This window comes from Rhodococcus sp. MALMAid1271 (genome assembly GCF_049195265.1).
Taxonomy (GTDB): Bacteria; Actinomycetota; Actinomycetes; order Mycobacteriales; family Mycobacteriaceae; genus Rhodococcoides.
This window is the reverse complement of the sequence record NZ_JBMIRQ010000057.1, coordinates 152,781-169,855: the sequence shown is the minus strand read 5'-3', so window position 1 is coordinate 169,855 and position 17,075 is coordinate 152,781. Positions and strand designations below refer to the sequence as shown.

Below are 17,075 nucleotides of genomic sequence, written 5' to 3'. Positions count from 1 at the left end.
CGAACGTGAGCGGCCGGTCTGGATGCAGGCCGCCATGTTCGTCGGAGGGTTCACCGCATTGCTGTGGATCATCGAAATCATCGATGTCGCCAGCGGATCGAGACTCGAGCGCAATGGAATCGAACCCCGCTCGGTCGAGGGACTGTGGGGCATCCTGTTCGCGCCCGTGCTGCACGGCGACTGGCAGCATCTGATCGCGAACACCGTGCCGATCCTGGTGCTCGGATTCTTGGTGTTGCTCTCCGGGTTGGCGCGCGGTCTGGCCGCCACGGGAATCATCTGGCTGGTGGGCGGCTTCGGCACGTGGTTGACCTCCGGTGCTCACACCAACACGGTCGGTGCGTCGATTCTGATCTTCGGGTTCATCGCGTATCTGCTCGTTCGCGGTTTCTTCACCCGCAAGCTGGGGCAACTGGCGATCGGTGTGGTGGTGTTCGTGCTGTACGGCAGTGCCCTGTGGGGTGTTCTTCCGAGTGCTCCGAACATTTCGTGGCAGGGCCATCTGTTCGGCGCGGTGGGCGGTGTGATCGCCGCTCGGCTGCTGTCGGCCGATGCGCGCGCCGAGCGGACCCGCGTCAAGTCGCTCGATCGGCCCACGCTGTGAGCCGTCAGTAACCGCGGACACAGCGGCGTGCGGCGGTGAATTTCGCCGACTCGCGCGGCCAATACTGCCCGAACGTTTCGAGTGACGCGCTCGGCGTGGCAGCATGGCTTTCATGCGAATTACCGTCCTGGGATGTTCGGGCAGTGTGTCCGGACCCGGTTCACCCGCGTCGGGCTATCTGCTGGAGGAAGAGGAGACTTCACCGGTCGTTCTCGACTTCGGTCCCGGCGTTCTCGGGGCGTTGCAGCGCTACGCCGACCCGGGCGATGTCAGCGTGCTGCTCTCGCATCTGCATGCCGATCACTGCCTCGATGTCCCGGGTCTGCTGGTGTGGCGTCGCTACCACCCCAACCCGCCCGAGGGGCGGGCGGTCGTCTACGGCCCGAAGGACACCGCGTTTCGGCTCGGAGTTGCTTCCGCCGAGTGCGGCGGGCAGATCGACGACATGTCCGACACCATCGACCTGCGTCGTTGGGTCGACGGCCGCACCGTGGAATTCGGAAAACTGTCGATTCTGACGCGCCAGGTGTTTCATCCGCCGGAGTCCTACGGCATGCGAGTGACCACGGCAGCGGGCCGCACCTTCGCCTACAGCGGTGACACGGGAATGTGTCAGGCGGTGCAGGATCTTGCGAACGGGGCCGACATGTTCTTGTGCGAGGCGTCGTGGACCGACAGCCCCGATCGGCCCGAGGGCGTTCATCTGTCCGGAACCGAGGCCGGTCGAATCGCTCGCGAGGCGGGAGTGGGGGAGTTGCTGCTCACCCATATTCCGCCGTGGACTTCTCGCGAGGACGTCATCGCGGAGGCGAAAGCAGAGTTCAGCGGACCCGTGCATGCCGTTCTTCCGGGGGACGTCTTCACCGTCTGAGGACGCGCTAGGCTTCGAGTCGTGTCCAGACGAGAAGACGGCAGGGCGGACGACGAGCTCCGCAACATCAAGATCACTCGCGGTTTCACCAGCCACCCGGCAGGGTCGGTGTTGGTCGAATTCGGGAACACCAGGGTGATGTGCACGGCCAGTGTCGAGGAAGGCGTACCGCGCTGGCGAAAAGGGTCGGGCCTGGGTTGGCTCACCGCCGAGTACGCGATGCTCCCGGCCGCGACCCACACCCGAAGCGGACGCGAGTCCGTCAAGGGCAAGGTCGGAGGGCGGACGCAGGAAATTTCCCGTTTGGTCGGGCGTTCACTGCGAGCCTGCATCGACCTGGCTGCCATCGGGGAGAACACCATCGCGCTCGACTGTGACGTTCTCCAGGCCGACGGCGGTACCCGAACTGCAGCCGTCACCGGTGCTTTCGTGGCGCTCAACGACGCCGTCACCTACCTGCGCGCAGCGGGACGCCTGGCGGACCCGCAGCCCATCTCGTGCATGATCGCGGCGGTCAGCGTCGGCGTCGTCGACGGCCGCGTCCGCCTCGACCTGCCGTACGAGGAGGATTCTCGCGCTGAGGTCGATATGAATGTGGTCGCCACCGATACCGGCACCCTCGTGGAGATCCAGGGCACCGGTGAAGGCGCGACGTTCCCGCGCACCACACTGGACAAGCTCCTCGACTCGGCATTCGTCGGCATCGAGAAGTTGTTCGAGGTGCAGAAGGAAGCGTTGGCATTGCCGTACCCCGGCGATCTGCCCGAGACGGCAGTTACGGAGTCGAAGAAGAAGTTCGGTGGCTGACTCGAAGCTGCTGGTCGCGAGCCGGAACGCGAAGAAGCTACGTGAACTCCGGCGGGTGCTCGATGCCGCCGGAGTTGCCGGAATCGAATTGATCGGGCTCGATGAGGTGCCGCCGTTCCCGGAGGCGCCCGAAACTGGGGCGACATTCGAAGAAAATGCGCTCGCCAAAGCCCGAGACGGAGCTACTGCAACCGGATTGCCGTGTGTAGCAGATGATTCCGGAATCGAGATCGATGCGCTCAACGCGATGCCCGGAGTGCTGTCGGCGCGCTGGTCCGGCACGCACGGGCGTGACGAGGCCAACACCGCCTTGGTTCTCGCGCAACTGAGCGATACTCCCGACGAGCGCCGCGGAGCGGCATTCGTGTCGGCGTGCGCCTTGGTGATTCCAGGCGGGGCCGAGACGGTCGTTCGTGGTGAATGGCGGGGCGTCGTGGCACGAGAGGCAGTGGGCGAGAACGGTTTCGGCTACGACCCGATTTTCGTTCCCGAGGGAGACGGCCGCAGTGCCGCGCAGCTGAGCCCGGAGGAGAAGGACGCGGCCTCGCATCGAGGCCGAGCGTTGCGCATCCTCGTTCCGGCGCTCGAAGAACTGGCGGGGCGCTAGCAGGTGGCGGCGCGCACAGTACTGACCCGGCTGTCGGTTGCTGTGGTCGCCGCCGCGGTCGCTCTGGTGGGTACGCCGGCTTCGGCGGCACCCGAGGCAGGTTCCTTTGCCGAGGCATTGGCCTATTCCATCGCCCATCCGGGCGTCGTACCAGCGGGGTCGAACGACTACTCGTGTGTTCCTACTGCTGAGCATCCGGAGCCGGTAGTCCTGGTACACGGCTTCCTCGAGAACTCGTACGACAATTGGGCGTCCCTGTCGCCGAGGCTGGCCGCCGCCGGGTACTGCGTGTTCGCCATCGACTACGGCAACACCGGGCCGGTGCAGTCTCTCGGTGCTCTCGAACCCATACCCGACAGCGCTGAGGAACTGTCGACGTTCGTCGATGCCGTTCTCGCGGCAACCGGGGCGGAGAAAGTGGCGATCGTCGGACACTCGAAGGGCGGCACGGTGCCGCGCTACTACGCGCGTTTCCTCGGCGGGGATCGCACGGTGGCACGGATTGTCGCGTTGTCTCCACCGAACTACCCGACGGCGGGGCCGCCCGTGGGCAACGACGTCCTCGAGCGCTTGAACGAGGGGAGTGACACCGTCGCAGGCATCCAGTACACGACCATCGTCACCCGGTACGACCAGATCGTCGTTCCGTACACGGCGTCACTGCTCAGCGGCGCGGGGAACACCAATATCGTGCTGCAGGATCTGTGCCCGGCAGACTTCACCGAGCACACCGGAATCTCGTACGATCCGTTGGCTCAGCAGCTGGTCCTCGATGCTCTCGACCCGGCGAACACATCGCCGATCAGCTGCTGACGGTCCTAGACTGCGAATTCGGCTTTGACCTGCTTGGTGCGCTTGTGCTCGACGTAGAACGACAGGAACGGGATTGTGCCGGCCAGCAGCGTGCCGATGGTACGTCCGGCGGGCCACCGCACCTTGATCGCCAGATCGATCGTGAGCACCAGGTAGACGAGGTACACCCAGCCGTGCACGACGGCGATCCAGTTCGGCACGTTCTCGACCTTGAATATGTACTTCGCAACCATCTCGGTCACGAGGACCAGCAACCAGATGCCGGTGGCGTAGGCAAGAATGCGGTAGCGCAGTAGCGCGGAGGCGATCTTCTGGTTCTTGTTCGCAGAGGCCTGCGTCTTCTCCGGTGCCGAACTCACGTGCTGCTCCTGTCGGTCCCGCGGGTGTCGTTCAGCTCCGCGAGGTAGCTGTTGTATTCGAGCAATTGTCGTGCCTCGGGATCGTCGAGCTCGTCCGCAGCGGCCGCCGGGGCGTGGCGCTGGGGGAGGAGGTCGAGTGGCACCTCGGTTGGGCCGTCTGCCGCTGTGGTCTCGCCTGGATCGTCGTGTTCGAGGCGGACGAACTTGACGTAGGCGTAGATGACGAATCCGGCGAACAGCGGCCATTGGAATGCGTAGCCGAGGTTCTGGCCGTTGCCATCGACCGCTTCGAAGCGTTCCCACTGCCACCAGCCGAGGGCGAGACACGCTGCGGCGGACACCACGACCAGCGCTATCAGCGCAGGTCGACGGTTCGAGCGGGACGCGGTCACGCCTCGACGGTACCGGAGGTCCTACTACCGAAGGTAGTCGCGTGTGCAGGCCCGGCGGTGATTCTCGCCATGAGGTGTCCGATTCTCTACGTTCGACGACGGTGTGCCCGCGCGGCGGCGAGTTGCTCGGCACCGGGACCGGTGACGTCCGCGAGAGCGCTGCTGCGTCCGGTCAGAACCAGTGCCAGGGTGCCGGCCGATCCTTCGATGACCGGGCCCTCGCCGCGGCTCCAATCCAGATCGGTTGCGCGCCACTGGAGTCGAAGTTCCGGGCCCTTGAACGGTGCCGCGCCGGTCGCGGGCACCAGGAAGTCGAGCATCGTGATCATGCGGCCGTCGGGAACGTGGTGCTCGATTCCGAGTGGCCTGCACACGTCCAGTCCGTGCACGATGACGTCGGACAAGGGGGCAAGCGGACCGTGACCCGGCGGGGTGAATTTCTTGTCTGCGTGATCAGCCAGCAAAGCGGGCAGTTCATCTCCGTGCCTGCGACGCACACGCGTGGTCATCAGCTGATTGGCTCGGTCGAAGTTTCCTCGGGTACGCACCATGGCCAGTCCGAACTGCCAGAGCGGGACGATCAGGGGCACTACCAGGTGAGCTGCGATGTCGCGGACCGTCCAGGCCTCGCACAGCGAGGGGGTGTCCCACTGTTCGGCCGTGAGAGTTTCGAGAGTTCTTGCGAGAGAACGCCTCTCGTTCGAGATTTCGGCAAATATCGCGTCGTTCGATTCCTCGGGCATTCGAACCGCCTTCACGTGTCGGTGCTTGTCGACCCTGGACCTGAGCGAGCCAGGAGCATGTGAAAACCGGTCCGAACGACCGTCGTGCGCGAGGGGGGACTTGAACCCCCACGTCCTGAGACACTGGAACCTAAATCCAGCGCGTCTGCCAATTCCGCCACTCGCGCGTGCCGGTGAAGTCTACAACCGATCCCCTTGTGCGTGCGACGCGGTTCTTCGAATCGCACCGACCTCCGATTAGGCTCGCCGGGTGGCGAAGAAGGAGAACTCGTTCGACCCAGCGCGCCTGCTCGGGCTGCTGTGGCGAGTGGGTGCGAAGCCGAGTCGAACAGGGCTGAGCGTGGACGCGATCGTCGACGCCGCGATCGAGCTGGCCGACGCGCACGGGCTCGAGCATGTGTCGATGCGCAATGTGGCCGAGCACCTCGGTGTCGGCGCAATGTCGCTCTACACGCATGTGCCCGGTCGAGAAGAGTTGGCGGATCTGATGATCGATCGATCCCTCGCCGGCCTCTACTCGCATGTCGACGAGCCGTCCTCCGTTCCCGGCGGTTGGCGTCCCGCTCTGCGATTCATAGCCGAGCGCAATTGGGCTCTGTACCAACGGCATCCGTGGCTACTCGATGCGGACGGGCCGCGGCCGGTGCTGGGTCCGCACACCAACGACAAATACGAGGCCGAACTGCGCCCCTTGGTCGGCACCGGTCTGAGCGACATCGAGATCGACTCCGTCCTCACGCTGGTACTCACCCATGTCTCCGGTACCGCGCGCGCCCTCGCCGGCGTCGCGCGGGTGAAGGAGCAGTCGGGCATGACCGACGCCCAGTGGTGGGCGGCCACTGCGCCGATCATCGAACGGGTGATGGACCGTGAGCGCTTTCCGGTCTCGTCCCGGGTCGGGACCGCCGCGGCGGCGTCGTACGACGCCGCCAGCGACCCCGTACATGCCTACCGGTTCGGGTTGGAGTGCATTCTGGATGGAGTGGAAACGCTGATGTCTCGCACTCATCCCACCGACCGGAGCGCCGCCTCGGAGTGACGCCGCTTGGCCCTGCGCACCTTGTGCTGGTAACGCCAGATCGCATGCTCGAGAGAGGCGAGATCGGTGCCCAGTGCATCGGCCGCGGCCTCGAGGAGAGCGGGGACGTGGTCGGTAGCGATGTCGGTGGCCGGGTCCTGGTGCAGTGGTTCGAGCGCGTCGGCGACGAAGGAACGAAGGTGCTCGGTCGCCTTGTCGGTGCGTACGCCGAGGTGCATCAACATGCAGTCCCAGGTGGTCTCGCCGAGGCCTGGGATCGCACGAAACGCGTCGAATTGCTCCCTCGTGTGCTGCTCGAAGTCGCTCGAACACCTCAACCCCACCGAGATCAACGTCTGTGCCGCCACGACTGCGGCTGCTGCCTTGGTTCGACTGTTGCCCGGAACGAACTGACGGTTTGACAGAATCTCGACGAGCACATCCGGATCCGGGGTCAGTTCTGCGAGAGTTGTCAAGTCGTCGAGTCGGTTATCTCCGCGGTGGGACCGCCATCGGCCGATCACCGCGCGGACCCCGCTCGAAGGTCCGCCGTACGGCGCGCGTGCGGAGAAGATCGCGTCGAGCAACGCGACTTCGCTCTCGCCGTGCCAACCGGGTGTCCAGTGCGGTGAACATGATTGTGACGCAACCGATTCGATGTGCAGCAACACTGCGACGAGTTCGTCCGACGCGCAATTGTCTGTAACCGATGAATACATGAATTCCCCCCGAATTCCGATGACCACTCTCCCGGGGAGTGGCTCGAGGAATGAAGCTAGGGGACGCCACCGACAGGGTTGGCCAGAGCTCGTCTGTGCTCGAGATCACATCACGAAAAGATAACGAAAAACGCGAGGTTTCCCTCATGTTAAGGCGGCGCGTCCGACGCTCTCGCCAGCGTGGATGCCGGTTACCGACGGGTTGGGTAAACCAAAAGTAAAGGAGCTCGGATCGGCGTACTCGCTGGTAGCAATCGGACGTCCGAGCAAACCTGAGGATTTCCTCATGATTTTGTGTCAACCTTGGGAGGCACGGAGAGAGGCCTGTCGACGAGGACAGTCTCACCGCATCGCCCCTGTAGCCCACGACGCACTCGGGCAGCCATCACAGCGAGCGCCCCGACCCCCGAGGCGCCCACGAGAGGAATCTTCAGCCTTGACGATCAACGAGAGCACACCATCACACGGACGAGGCACGCGGAGTAACGGCGGCGCTGGCAAATCCCCGAAAAGCAATGGCGGCTCTCGGACTCTGGCAGATCGTTTCGCCGCGGGTGAGCCGTACGCACTGGCCTTCGGTGGTCAGGGTGCACCGTGGCTCAGCTCGCTCGAAGAGCTGGCCCGCGACTCGGCGCTCGAGCCCGAACTGACCGATCTCGTCAACGAGGCCGCAGCCGTGGTCGCGCCCGTCTCCGACGAACTGCTGGTCGTCCGATCCGTCGGATTCGACCCCATCGGCTGGATGCTCGAGCAGGATCTCGCCGACGACGACACCGAGGGCTCCGAAGGGCCGTCCGAGGCCGCTCTGACCTCAGCAGCGGTGTCGCTTCCCGGAGTGTTTCTCACTCAGGTCGCCGCGCTGCGCGCCCTGAAGCTGCAGGGACTCGACCCATCTCAGACCCCTCCGGTCGAAGTCGTCGGACACTCACAGGGCCTCATCGCTGCCGAGTCGGTCGCTGCCGACGGCACCCAGGACGCGAACTTCCTGGCCATCGCTCAATTGGTCGGTGCTGCAGCAGGTCTCGTCGGGCGTCGACGCGGAATCATCGGTGCCGGTGACCGTGCGCCGATGGTCTCGGTCGCCAACGTCGAACCCGAACGCCTGCAGTCCATCGTCGACGAACTTGCGCTTCCCGATGCGCCGGAGCGATCCGCCGCCCTCGCCATCCGCAACGGCCGTCGTCGCGTCGTACTGTCCGGACCGCCGGCCCAGCTGGCCCGCGTGCAGGAGAAGTGCGAGCAGATCGCTGCCGAGGAAGAGCGTGAGCGCGACGCCAAGAAGCGCGGCGGTGCCGTGTTCGCGCCGGTCTTCGAGCAGCTTCCCGTCGAGATCGGCTTCCATCACCCCGCCCTTGCCGACGCAGTCGAACTCGTCAGTGCCTGGGCGCAGCGTTGTGGGCTCGACGTCGATCTCGCGCGGACCCTCGCACAGAAGATCCTGGTGGACTCCGTGGATTGGGTCGACGCCATCGACGGCGTCGTCGACGCCGGTGCCGACTGGATCCTCGATCTCGGTCCGGGCGACCTGCTCACCCGCATGACCACCCCGGCACTGCGTGGACAGGGCGTCGGCATCATCGCTGCGTCCTCGCGTGGAGGCCACCGCAATCTCCTCACCCCGGGGGCCGCACCCGAGGTCCAGCCCGCATGGTCGGCGTTCGCACCCACACCGGTGACGCTCCCGGACGGGCGCGTCGTGGTCGAGACCTCCTTCACCAAGATGACCGGCCGTTCGCCGATCCTGCTCGCAGGTATGACGCCGACGACGGTCGACGCGAAGATCGTTGCAGCAGCTGCCAACGCAGGTCACTGGGCCGAGCTCGCCGGCGGCGGCCAGGTCACCGAGGACATCTTCACCGATCGTGTCGCCGAGCTCTCCACGCTGCTCGAGCCCGGCCGCGCCATCCAGTTCAACTCGCTCTTCCTCGATCCGTACCTGTGGAAGCTCCAGCTCGGCGGACGCCGTATCGTGCAGCGCGCTCGCGCCGCTGGTGCCGCCATCGACGGCGTCGTCGTCACTGCAGGCATCCCGGAACTCGACGAGGCAGTGGCGCTCATCGAGGAGCTGTCCGAGGCAGGCATCAGCTACGTCTCGTTCAAGCCGGGCACCGTCGCGCAGATCCGCGCCGTCATCCGCATCGCCAACGAGGTCCCGTCCTACCAGGTCAACGTTCACATCGAGGGTGGCCGCGCAGGCGGGCACCACTCCTGGGAGGACCTCGACGATCTGCTGCTGACCACCTACGCAGAGCTGCGTTCGCGGCCCAACCTCGTCGTCTGTGTCGGTGGCGGCATCGGGACACCCGAGCGGGCCGCCGAGTACCTCACCGGCACGTGGTCGGCCGCGTACGGCTATCCCAAGATGCCGCTCGACGGCATCCTCGTCGGTACCGCCGCCATGGCCACTCTGGAAGCCACCACGGCACCGGAGGTCAAGCAGCTCCTCGTCGACACACCGGGAACTCCCGACTGGGTCGGCGCGGGAACCGCCACCGGCGGAATGGCCTCGGGCCGCAGCCAGCTCGGTGCCGATATCCACGAGATCGACAACGCCGCATCGCGTTGCGGTCGACTGCTCGACGAGGTCGCCGGCGACGCCGACGCCGTGGCCGAACGCCGCGACGAGATCATCGCCGCGCTCGACGGCACCGCCAAGCCGTTCTTCGGTGACGTCGCCGAGATGACCTACCAGCAGTGGCTCGCACGCTACCTGGACCTGGCCATCGGCACGGACTCGCGCAACGAATTCGATTGCGGCGGTGAATTCACCGATGCCGTCAACGAGACCCGCAAATCGGTGTGGCTCGACATCACCTGGCGCACCCGCTTCCTGGAGATGCTGCAGCGCGCCGAGGCTCGCCTGCACCCCGTCGATCGTGGACCGATCCCCACCCTGTTCGCCGACGCCGAGGTTCTCGAGCGCCCGCACGCGGCACTGAAGTCGCTGCTCGCCCAGTTCCCCGACGCCGCCGACGTGGTTCTGCACCCGGCCGACATCACGTTCTTCACCTCGCTGTGCCGCATGCCCGGCAAGCCGGTCAACTTCGTCCCCGTCGTCGACGGCGACGTACGCCGCTGGTGGCGCAGTGACTCGCTGTGGCAGGCGCACGATCCTCGCTACTCCGCCGATCAGGTCTGCGTCATCCCCGGAACCGTCGCTGTCGCCGGCATCACCCGCGTGGACGAGCCCGTCGGCGAACTGCTGAACCGATTCGAGAAGGCCACCGCGGACCAGCTCATCGCCGAGGGCATCGAGCCGTCGGCTATCGCCAGCCGCCGCCACGCCGAGATTGCACCCGGACTGCTGGGCATCGTGCTGGCTGCTCCCGACGTCACCTGGGCCTCGCGCATGACGCAGAACCCCGTTGCACGCCTGGGTGATCCGGCCGAGTGGACCGTCGAATCCGAGACGGTTGCCGCACATCCACAGACCGGATCCACGCTGACCGTGCTGGATTCGGAGCATGTGGAGCTGCTGGTCCCTCTCGCTCCGGGCAAGGAAGTTCGGATTCGCCTGACGGTTCCGGCCTCCACGATCGACGGCGGCGCTCCCGTCGTCACCGCGCAGGACGCTCAGCAAGCGATGTCGGCACTACTCGGAGTTGCTGCAGGACAGGAGCTTCCGACTGTCAAGGGCGGCGTCGCCCGTCTGAACATCGCATGGATTCCCGATCTGATCGCCGACCACGCAGGCGTCACCGGATCCGGACTTCCCGACTCGTTGACCGTCAGCGGCAAGGCCGTTCCCGACGTCCTCGTCGGTGCCTGCTGGCCGGCCGTCTTCGCGGTCTTGGGTGCCACCAGAACTGCAGACGGTATCGACGTCATCGAGGGCATGCTCGACCTGGTGCACCTCGATCACAGTGTGAACCTGGTCGGCGAACTGCCCTCGGACACTTCGATTCTCGTGGTCAAAGCAGCGGCAGGAGAGGTGCTCGACACCGACCTCGGCCGCGTCGTCGAGGTCACCGTCGAGATCGGTGCCATGCTCGGCGAGGGTCTCGATGCTCCCGCAGTCGCAACCCTGGTGGAGCGCTTCGCCATTCGTGGACGCACCGGCAAGGGCGAACTGACCGATCCGGCTCGCGCAGGTGGATCCGTCGGTGACGACGCCAAGGACACCCCGCGTCGTCGCCGACGTCAGGTCACCGTCGTCGCCCCGCGCAACATGGCTGCGTTCGCTCAGGTCTCGGGCGATCACAACCCCATCCACACCTCGGACGCCGCGGCTCTGCTTGCCGGTCTCGGCAGCCCGATCGTGCACGGCATGTGGCTCTCGGCTGCAGCCCAGCAGACAGTCACCGCCGTCGACCACGCGGACACCAAGACTCCGCCGCGTCGCTTGACCGCCTGGACCGCACGGTTCCTCGGTATGGTCCGCCCCGGAGCCGAGATCGACGTTCGCGTCGACCGCACCGGATTCGACCAGGGTGCCGAACTGATCGAGGTCTCCTGCCGTGTCGCAGGCGAACTGGTCATGGTCGCCACCGCTCGCACCGCGCCGCCGAAGACCGTCTACGCCTTCCCCGGCCAGGGGATCCAGCGTGCGGGCATGGGTCTGGACGCACGGTCTCGCTCGAAGGCCGCACGTGAGGTGTGGGAGCGTGCCGACAAGCACACCCGCAGTGCGCTCGGCTTCTCCATTCTCGCTGTGGTGCGGGACAACCCGACCACGCTCAAGGCACGCGGCGTGACGCACAAGCATCCCGACGGGGTGCTGCACCTGACTCAGTTCACCCAGGTCGCGATGGCGGTTCTCGGCGTCGCACAGGTTGCCGAACTGCGTGAATCCGGTGCTTTCGTGGAGAATTCGATTCTTGCCGGCCACTCCGTCGGTGAGTACAACGCCCTCGCAGCCGTCGCCGGTGTGCTTCCGCTCGAAGCCGTCCTCGAGGTCGTCTTCCAGCGTGGTTCGGCCATGCATGCGCTGGTTCCGCGTGACGCCAGCGGTCGCAGTGACTACCGCATGGCCGCGATTCGCCCGTCTCAGATCGGCTTGGCCGACGAGGACGTGCAAGACTTCGTCGCCGGTGTCTCAGCAGAATCGGGTGAGTTCCTCGAGATCGTCAACCTCAACCTGCGCGGTTCGCAGTACGCCATTGCAGGTACGGTCGCCGGTCTCGGCGAGCTGGAGAAGAAGATCGCGATCCGCCGAGCAGAGTTCGGTGGCAAGGCCGCCTACATCATGGTCCCCGGCATCGATGTGCCGTTCCACTCCACGGTGCTGCGCGGCGGAGTCGACGATTTCCGCAACCGTCTCGAGACTCTGCTCCCCGAGCAGATCGATCCGGCGATCCTGGTAGGGCGCTACATCCCGAACCTGGTGCCCAAGCCGTTCTCTCTCGACCGCGAGTTCGTTCAGGAGATCGCCGATCTGGTTCCGTCCGAGCCGCTGAATGCTGTTCTCGCAGAATTCGATTCGTGGACCGCACGGCCGAGCGATCTGTGCCGCGTGATCCTGACCGAGCTGCTGGCATGGCAGTTCGCCAGCCCGGTGCGCTGGATCGAGACCCAGGACCTGCTGTTCGCAGACGAGTCCGACGGCGGCATGGGCGTCGAGCGCTTCGTCGAGATCGGCCTCGGTGCAACACCGACCGTGGCGAACCTCGCGTCGCAGACCCTCAAGCTGCCGGGCCGCTTCGGCCACCCGGTCGAGGTACTCAACCTCGAGCGCGAGGCTGCGATCATCTACGGCACCGACACCGACCCGGCTCCGGCCGAGGAGGAGGAGGCAACTCCTGCTCCCGAGGCCGCAGCTCCGGCAGCGGCTGCCGCTCCGGCCGCAGCACCCGCCCCGGCGGCAGCACCGTCGGGCGGACCGCGTCCGGACGACATCGCGTTCCTCGCCGCCGATGCGACCAAGATCCTCATCGGACTGTGGACCAAACTGCAGCTCGATCAGATCGGACCCGCCGACACCATCGAGGCACTGTGCGACGGCGTGTCCTCACGCCGCAACCAGCTGCTCGTCGACCTCGGCTCCGAGCTCTCGCTCGGTGCCATCGACGGCGCAGCCGACGCCGACATGGGCGCGCTCTCGGGCACGGTCAACAAGCTGGCTCGTACCTACAAGCCTTTCGGCCCGGTGCTCAGCGATTCGATCAACGATCACCTGCGCAAGGTCTTCGGTCCCTCGGGACGACGCCCGGCCTCGATCGCCGATCGCGTCAAGAAGACCTGGGAACTGGGCGACGGTTGGGCACATCACGTCACCGCCGAGGTCGCTCTCGGTACCCGTGACGGTGCCTCGGTCCGCGGCGGTGCACTCGGCGGCCTCGCCGACGGCGCTCTCGCCGACGGCAACGCGGTCGACAACGTCATCGATGCCGCAGTGGCCGCAGTGGCTGCACGCCGCGGCGTCGCAGTCTCGATGCCACAAGCGGGCGGTGGGGCCGGCGGAACCGTCGACGCTGCTGCTCTCGGTGAGTTCACCGAGCACATCACCGGCCGCGACGGCGTCCTGGCCTCCGCAGCCCGACTGGTGCTCGAACAGCTCGGACTGGCCGATGCGCCCAACGCTCTGCTGGCCGAGGATCCCGACGCTGCACTGGTCGAATTGGTCTCGGCCGAGCTCGGATCCGACTGGCCTCGCCTCGTCGCCCCGGCGTTCGACGCCAAGCGAGCGGTCCTGATCGACGACCGGTGGGCCACCGCCCGTGAGGACCTGGCCCGGCTGTGGCTCGGTACAGCAGGCGACGTCGCGGTCGAGTCCTTCGCAGGTGCAGGCAATGCCGTTGCGTCGCAGGCACAGTGGTGGAAGGCCAAGGCCGACTACGCGAACAAGACAGTGCTCGCGGAGACCTTCGGACGCATCGCGGATATCGCGGTCGCATCCGAGGACAAGGGCCAATGGGCCGACGAGGTCGCAGTGGTCACCGGCGGCAGCAAGGGCTCCATCGCAGCTGCGGTGACGGCCAAGCTGCTTGCCGGGGGAGCGACGGTCTTCGTCACCACCTCCAGGCTCGACGACGAGCGACTCGGCTTCTACCGCAGCCTCTACCGCGACAACGCACGCAGCGGAGCCTCGCTCTGGGTGGTTCCGGCCAACATCGCGTCGTACAACGATGTCGATGCACTCATCGAGTGGATCGGCAGCGACTTCATCGACACTGCCGGTGGCGCAAAGACTCTGGTCAAGGCCGCAACGACTCCGACGATGCTGTTCCCGTTCGCTGCACCGCGAGTGATGGGCGAGATGTCCGACGCGGGCGCTCGCGCCGAGATGGAAATGCGCGTGCTGCTCTGGTCGGTCGAGCGTCTGATCACCGGACTGTCGAAGGTCGGCTACGACACCGACATCGATACCCACCTGCATGTGGTGCTGCCGGGATCGCCGAACCGCGGAATGTTCGGTGGCGACGGTGCTTACGGCGAATCCAAGGCTGCACTGGATGCCGTTGTCACCAAGTGGGGTTCGGAGAAGAACTGGGCCGAGCGGGTGTCCATCGCCCACGCTCACATCGGTTGGGTCCGCGGAACCGGCCTGATGGGCGGAAACGATCCCATCGTCGAGGCCGTCGAAGCCGAGGGTGTGCGCACCTGGTCGACCGAAGAGATGGCAACCGAACTGCTCGAACTGTGCACGCCTGCCGCTCGTCGTCAGGCTGCTCAGGAGCCGATCGTTGCCGATCTCACCGGCGGACTGGCCAATACCGAGCTCAACCTCGTCGAACTCGCTCGGGACGCGGCTGCCGCCGCTGCCGAGAAGACCGAAGAGGAAGTGGACGATTCGGTGATCGCGGCACTGCCCGCCCCGCCGCGTCTGTCGACCTCGACTACCGCTCCTGCGTGGCCGGCGCTCGATGTCGACCCGAAGGACCTGGTTGTCATCGTCGGCGCAGGCGAGCTCGGACCTTACGGTTCGGCACGCACCCGCTTCGAGATGGAGGTCGACGAGCAGCTCTCTGCCGCAGGCGTTCTCGAACTCGCATGGAACACCGGCCTGATCGCCTGGGAGAACGATCCCAAGCCGGGTTGGTACGACATCGAGTCCGGTGACCTGGTGCCGGAGGAGGACATCGCCGACAAGTACCACGACATCGTGGTCGAGAAGTGTGGCATCCGTACCTACGGTGACGACGGCGCGATGGTCGGCAACACCGCTCCGCTGATGACCTCGATCTTCCTCGACAACGACCTGACGTTCGTGGTCGGAACCGAGATCGATGCACGGTCGTTCGCAGCGGCGGACCCCGAGCACACGCTGATCACGCCGGTCCCGGATTCGAGTGATTGGCAGGTCACTCGCAAGGCGGGCACCGAGATTCGCGTTCCGCGCAAGATGAAGCTCAGCCGCACCGTGGGCGGGCAGATTCCGACCGGATTCGATCCCACCAAGTGGGGCATCTCGCCCGACATGGCCAGCTCGGTCGATCGCGTTGCCCTGTGGAACATCGTCACCACGGTCGATGCATTCATCTCCTCGGGCTTCAACCCGTCGGAACTGATGCGCTGGGTGCACCCCACACTGGTGGCCAACACGCAGGGCACCGGCATGGGCGGCATGGAATCGATGCGCTCGCTGTACATCGACACCCTGCTCGGAGATGCTCGTGCGAACGACATCCTGCAGGAGGCGCTGCCGAACGTCGTTGCAGCGCACGTGGTCCAGTCGTACGTCGGTAGCTACGGCGCGATGGTTCACCCCGTCGCCGCCTGTGCCACCGCGGCGGTCTCGGTCGAGGAAGGCGTCGACAAGATCAAACTGGGCAAGGCGCAGGTAGTGGTCGCAGGCGGCTTCGACGACCTGAGCACCGAAGGCATCATCGGCTTCGGTGACATGTCGGCCACCGCCGACTCGGCAGCGATGACCGCCAAGGGCATCAGCGACCGACGCTTCTCCCGGGCCAACGACCGCAGGCGCGGTGGGTTCGTCGAGTCGCACGGCGGCGGAACGATTCTGCTCGCCCGCGGCGATCTCGCCCTCGAGATGGGGCTGCCGGTCCTCGGTGTGGTGGCGTACGCACAGTCCTACGGCGACGGAGTTCATACCTCCATCCCGGCTCCGGGACTCGGCGCACTGAGCGCCGGTCGTGGAGGCAGGGATTCTGCGCTTGCGCTTTCGTTGAACGCATTGGGCGTCAGTGCGGACGATGTGGCCGTGATCTCCAAGCACGACACGTCGACCGCGGCGAACGACCCGAACGAGGCCGAACTGCATACCCGCCTCGCGAAGGCCATCGGCCGTTCGGACGGTGCCCCGCTGTTCGTCGTCTCGCAGAAGAGCCTCACCGGCCACTCGAAGGGTGGAGCGGCTGCCTGGCAGCTGATCGGCCTGTGCCAGGTGTTGGCGGGCGGCGTCATCCCGCCGAACCGCAGCCTCGACTGCGTCGACGACAAGATGACCGGCTTCGAGCATCTGGTGTGGGCTCGTGAGCCGCTGCGCTTCGGTGACTCGGTTCCGCTCAAGGCAGGTCTGCTGACCTCGCTCGGGTTCGGACACGTGTCGGGGCTCATCGCGCTGGTGCACCCGCAGGCGTTCCTCGAGGCGATTCCGGCCGACAGGCGTGCTGCGTACATCGCTCAGTCGAACGAGCGGCGGATCGCCGGTCAGCGCAGGCTGATCTCGGCGATGGTGGGAGGCGACTCCCTGTACGAGCGGCCCGACGATCGACGACTTGGACATGACGGGACGCCGGCCAAGGCGTCACGCGAACTGGAGGCACACGTGTTGCTCAACGAGTCTGCTCGCCTCGGCGAAGACGACGTCTACTCGTCCGGTCTGCCGGGTGCCATCTGATGGCGATCCTGGGAGTGGGTTTCGACCTGGTGACGGTGTCCGACTTCGCCGAGCAGATGGAGAAGGTCGGCACGACGATGATTCGCGACAGCTTCACCGCGGGTGAGCGTCGACATGCCGCGACGAAGAGTTCCGATCCGACCCGCCACTACGCAGCTCGGTGGGCTGCCAAGGAAGCGGTGTTGAAGGCATGGGCGACATCGCGATTCGCCCGGCCACCGCAGATCGGTGACAACCCGTACCCGCTGATCGAGGTCGTCAACGATGCGTGGGGTCGCCCGTCCATCAAGCTGCACGGCATTGCGCAGGAGTTCCTGCCGACGGTCAAGATTCATCTGTCGTTGACTCACGACGGTGACATCGCCGCTGCGGTGGCGATTCTGGAGGAGTGAGTCCGTACTGA

12 protein-coding genes and 1 tRNA gene are annotated in these 17,075 nt (G+C 66.0%); 8 read left to right on the top strand and 5 right to left on the bottom strand.

The window, feature by feature from the left end; all coding sequences use genetic code 11:
- The first annotated feature begins 22 nt into the window (after positions 1 to 22).
- The 5 genes from ACOQFP_RS06505 (at position 23) to ACOQFP_RS06485 (ending at position 3,702) form a co-directional block, all read left to right on the top strand.
- Positions 23 to 604: a rhomboid family intramembrane serine protease gene (locus ACOQFP_RS06505; protein ID WP_374222388.1), complete on the top strand. Its 582-nt coding sequence runs from the start codon at positions 23 to 25 to the stop codon at positions 602 to 604.
- Between the two features lie 112 nt (positions 605 to 716).
- Complete coding sequence (locus tag ACOQFP_RS06500) at positions 717 to 1,475, top strand: cyclic nucleotide-degrading phosphodiesterase (protein WP_341244660.1); 759 nt, start codon at positions 717 to 719, stop codon at positions 1,473 to 1,475.
- 21 nt (positions 1,476 to 1,496) lie between these two features.
- A complete protein-coding gene (rph, locus tag ACOQFP_RS06495; RefSeq protein WP_206490042.1) occupies positions 1,497 to 2,282 on the top strand; it encodes a ribonuclease PH in 786 nt (261 codons plus the stop codon).
- Positions 2,275 to 2,889, top strand: coding sequence for an RdgB/HAM1 family non-canonical purine NTP pyrophosphatase (gene rdgB / locus ACOQFP_RS06490; protein ID WP_421583811.1), 615 nt, complete (start codon positions 2,275 to 2,277; stop codon positions 2,887 to 2,889). The genes rph and rdgB overlap by 8 nt, the downstream gene beginning before the upstream one ends.
- Before the next feature lie 3 nt (positions 2,890 to 2,892).
- The gene (locus tag ACOQFP_RS06485) at positions 2,893 to 3,702 is read left to right on the top strand and encodes an esterase/lipase family protein (protein ID WP_421583810.1); all 810 of its coding nucleotides are present in this window, start codon (positions 2,893 to 2,895) and stop codon (positions 3,700 to 3,702) included.
- Positions 3,703 to 3,707: 5 nt separating this feature from the next.
- On the opposite strand, the gene ACOQFP_RS06480 is transcribed toward ACOQFP_RS06485, so the two are convergent.
- The 4 genes from ACOQFP_RS06480 to ACOQFP_RS06465 all read right to left on the bottom strand — a co-directional run bounded on the left by ACOQFP_RS06480 (position 3,708) and on the right by ACOQFP_RS06465 (position 5,363).
- Positions 3,708 to 4,061: a DUF3817 domain-containing protein gene (locus ACOQFP_RS06480; protein ID WP_421583809.1), complete on the bottom strand. Its 354-nt coding sequence runs from the start codon at positions 4,059 to 4,061 to the stop codon at positions 3,708 to 3,710.
- Positions 4,058 to 4,453: a transcriptional regulator gene (locus ACOQFP_RS06475; protein WP_341244661.1), complete on the bottom strand. Its 396-nt coding sequence runs from the start codon at positions 4,451 to 4,453 to the stop codon at positions 4,058 to 4,060. Before ACOQFP_RS06475 ends, ACOQFP_RS06480 begins: the two co-directional genes overlap by 4 nt.
- Before the next feature lie 86 nt (positions 4,454 to 4,539).
- Positions 4,540 to 5,196 carry a maleylpyruvate isomerase family mycothiol-dependent enzyme gene (locus tag ACOQFP_RS06470; protein WP_206490047.1) on the bottom strand — a complete coding sequence of 219 codons (657 nt, stop codon included), beginning with the start codon at positions 5,194 to 5,196 and terminating at the stop codon, positions 4,540 to 4,542.
- Between the two features lie 85 nt (positions 5,197 to 5,281).
- Positions 5,282 to 5,363: transfer RNA gene (locus ACOQFP_RS06465), tRNA-Leu, on the bottom strand.
- 83 nt (positions 5,364 to 5,446) lie between these two features.
- Here ACOQFP_RS06465 and ACOQFP_RS06460 point away from each other — a divergent pair.
- Positions 5,447 to 6,235 carry a TetR/AcrR family transcriptional regulator gene (locus ACOQFP_RS06460; protein WP_421583808.1) on the top strand — a complete coding sequence of 263 codons (789 nt, stop codon included), beginning with the start codon at positions 5,447 to 5,449 and terminating at the stop codon, positions 6,233 to 6,235.
- Here ACOQFP_RS06460 and ACOQFP_RS06455 read toward each other — a convergent pair.
- Complete coding sequence (locus ACOQFP_RS06455; RefSeq protein WP_421583807.1) at positions 6,202 to 6,933, bottom strand: hypothetical protein; 732 nt, start codon at positions 6,931 to 6,933, stop codon at positions 6,202 to 6,204. The genes ACOQFP_RS06460 and ACOQFP_RS06455 overlap by 34 nt on opposite strands.
- 436 nt (positions 6,934 to 7,369) lie before the next feature.
- Here ACOQFP_RS06455 and ACOQFP_RS06450 point away from each other — a divergent pair, with 436 nt between their 5' ends.
- Both ACOQFP_RS06450 and ACOQFP_RS06445 read left to right on the top strand, forming a co-directional pair.
- Positions 7,370 to 16,672: a fatty acid synthase subunit beta domain-containing protein gene (locus ACOQFP_RS06450; RefSeq protein ID WP_421583806.1), complete on the top strand. Its 9,303-nt coding sequence runs from the start codon at positions 7,370 to 7,372 to the stop codon at positions 16,670 to 16,672.
- Entirely contained in the window at positions 16,672 to 17,064 is a 393-nt protein-coding gene (locus ACOQFP_RS06445) for a holo-ACP synthase (protein WP_032375969.1), read from the top strand. The genes ACOQFP_RS06450 and ACOQFP_RS06445 overlap by 1 nt, the downstream gene beginning before the upstream one ends.
- Positions 17,065 to 17,075: the final 11 nt, after the last annotated feature.

What these genes read in the sequence shown, in the direction of transcription:
- ACOQFP_RS06505 (WP_374222388.1), top strand. Translation starts at nt 23, where the DNA reads ATGCAGGCCGCCATGTTCGTCGGAGGGTTCACCGCATTGCTGTGGATC.
- ACOQFP_RS06500 (WP_341244660.1), top strand. Translation starts at nt 717, where the DNA reads ATGCGAATTACCGTCCTGGGATGTTCGGGCAGTGTGTCCGGACCCGGT.
- ACOQFP_RS06470 (WP_206490047.1), bottom strand. Translation starts at nt 5,196, where the DNA reads ATGCCCGAGGAATCGAACGACGCGATATTTGCCGAAATCTCGAACGAG.
- ACOQFP_RS06455 (WP_421583807.1), bottom strand. Translation starts at nt 6,933, where the DNA reads ATGTATTCATCGGTTACAGACAATTGCGCGTCGGACGAACTCGTCGCA.
- ACOQFP_RS06445 (WP_032375969.1), top strand. Translation starts at nt 16,672, where the DNA reads ATGGCGATCCTGGGAGTGGGTTTCGACCTGGTGACGGTGTCCGACTTC.